The following is a 1,506-nucleotide window of genomic DNA, read 5'->3' on the forward strand; positions in this document are numbered from 1 at the left end:
CAGCGGCCCGTTGGCCGCCCAGGCCGCAGCGGCGGCCACCAGCGCGATGGCCAGTCCCCCGGTCCAGACGGTCAGGGGGTGCGATCCGGCCCACAGGGCCATGGCCTGGACGTCCATCATGCGCGGGTCTTCAGTGGGGCGGGCCACGGGTTCGGGCGTGGCCGCGCGGGGCGGGCAGGGCAGGGATGGCGGTGGGGCAGTGGCATGGATCGCGCAGCGAGGGAGTGGATCAGGGCGGCAATGGTGGCAGGCGCGTGGCGGGCGGCCCATCCCATTTCCTGGCGATCCGTCGGGGTTTGCGGGCTGCTGCGAGCGGCGCGCGCAGCGGCGGCGTGGCGTGTCGGCCATGGCTGACAAGGGGTGCGCCTGACTGCCGATGCACCCGTGCCCGGTCCGTGTGCAGAATCGGGCGTCCCGTGGTGCGGGCACCGATCCCCGAGCCTGATCGGGTCCAGCCCTGCGCAGGGTGACACTCCCTCGAAAGCCTTCCCGACATGCCATCCAACGACCTGCCAGCGTCCATGCCAAGGGGCCGTGGCCCGATCCATCTGGTGGTGCCCCACCGGCCCGGCGCCGACCATGGCCAGCTGCGAGCCCGCCTCGAGGGACTGGCGCCCCTGCAAAGCAATGCCGTGCAGTGGCACGTGCCCGCGCAGCGCGCCGGCATCGTCCAGGCGGCCGAAGAGGCCGCGCTCGCCGCCCAGGCCGACGGCGGCCTGGTGGTGGCCGCGGGCGGGGACGGCACCATCAACGCGGTGGCCACCGCCGCCTGGAAGCACCAGGTGCGCATGGGTGTCATTCCGGTCGGCACCTTCAACTATTTCGCGCGAGAGCAGAGCCTGTCGCTCGACCCGGAGCAGGCGGCCAACGACATCCTGGCCGCCATGGACTCGGGCGATGCGCGGCCGGTGAGCGTGGGCTTCGTCAACGAACGCATGTTCCTCGTCAACGCCAGCGTGGGGCTGTACCCGCGCCTGCTGGAGCAGCGCGAGCTGGCCTCGCGCCGCTTCGGCCGCTCGCGCTGGGTGGCCATCGTGTCCGCCGTGTGGAGCTTCTTTCGGCCGGCCTCGGCGCGCCGCTGGCGCGTGGCGCTGCGCCAGCACCGGGTGGCCGATCCGACGCGCGAGGAGTTTTTCGCCTCCACGCTGTTCGTCGGCAACAACCCCCTGCAACTGGAGCGCCTGGGCATTCCGCAGGCGCAGGACGTGGCCGAAGGCGACCGCCTGGCGGTGCTGCTGCTCAAGCCCCAGGACCGCGCCGCCACGGCACGCACCGTATGGAATGCCGCCGTGGGCCAGCTGGCGCGCGATGAAGCCGTCATCAGCCTGGCCTGCGCCGAGATGGTGGTGGAGCCCACCTGGCGGCCGCACCGCGTGAAGGTGGCCTTCGACGGCGAGCGCGAATGGATGGCGCCGCCGCTGCGCTTTCGGGTGGAAGAGCGCCCGCTGTGGCTGGTGGCGCCCACCGCCACGGCACGCGACGACGATCCCGCCGCCGAGGGGCGCC

1 protein-coding gene is annotated in these 1,506 nt (G+C 73.1%); it reads left to right on the forward strand.

Annotated elements, in window-relative coordinates:
- Positions 1–494: 494 nt before the first annotated feature.
- The coding region (locus tag AC27KI_RS24585; protein WP_487116379.1) for a diacylglycerol/lipid kinase family protein at positions 495–1,506 on the forward strand (1,012 nt) is incomplete at its 3' end.

The sequence above is a fragment of the Acidovorax sp. KPB24-03 genome (assembly GCF_057546605.1).